Genomic DNA, 729 nt, shown 5'->3' on the forward strand with positions numbered 1-729 from the left:
CGTTCCGGTGCTCTATCAGCACGCCCTTTGGCCTGCCCGTGGATCCCGAGGTGTAGATGCAGTAGATCAGGTCCGACGGAGAGCCGATCCGCTCCAGGCCAGACGTATCCGCGTCGTAGATACGCTCGTCGCGAAGGTCCAGCGTGGAGCACCCCCCGGGGAGCAGCCCCTCATCGATGTCCACGTTCACCAGGACGGCGTCCGCCCCGCAGTCCTCCAGCATGTAGCGTATCCGCTCGGCGGGATACGAAGGATCCATCGGCACGTAAGCCCCGCCCGCCTTGAGGATGCCCAGGATCCCCACGACCATCTCGAAGGAGCGCTCGACCAGCATGCCGACGAGGACGTCCGGCCCCACCCCGCGCTCCTCGCGAAGCCTTCGGGCCAGGGCGTTGCTGCGGGCGTCGAGCTCGCCGTAGCTCATCTCCCCGCCGCCGAAGACAAGAGCCACCGCGTCCGGGTCGCGCCGGGCCTGCTCCTCGAACAGCTCGTGCACAAGCTTGTCCCCCGGGTAATCCGCGGCCGTGTCGTTGAACCCTTCCAGGAGGAGCGAGCGCTCCGAGGCAGGAAGGATCTCCACCTCCCCCACCTTCTGGTCCAGCCCCCCCTCGACCACGCTGGAGACGAGCATCTTGAAGTGCCCCGCCCAGCGCTCCACCGTCGAGCGCTCGAACAGGTCGGCGTTGTACTCGAGCCAGCAGGACAGGCCGCCATCGGCTTCGACGAAGC

At 67.5% G+C, this 729-nt stretch carries 1 protein-coding gene; it reads right to left on the reverse strand.

The genetic code is table 11. From position 1 onward, the window contains the following. The coding region (locus QEH53_RS23890; protein WP_309025752.1) for an AMP-binding protein at positions 1 to 729 on the reverse strand (729 nt) is incomplete at both ends.

The sequence above is a fragment of the Pelagicoccus sp. SDUM812002 genome, from assembly GCF_031127835.1.
Taxonomy (GTDB): Bacteria; Verrucomicrobiota; Verrucomicrobiia; order Opitutales; family Opitutaceae; genus Pelagicoccus.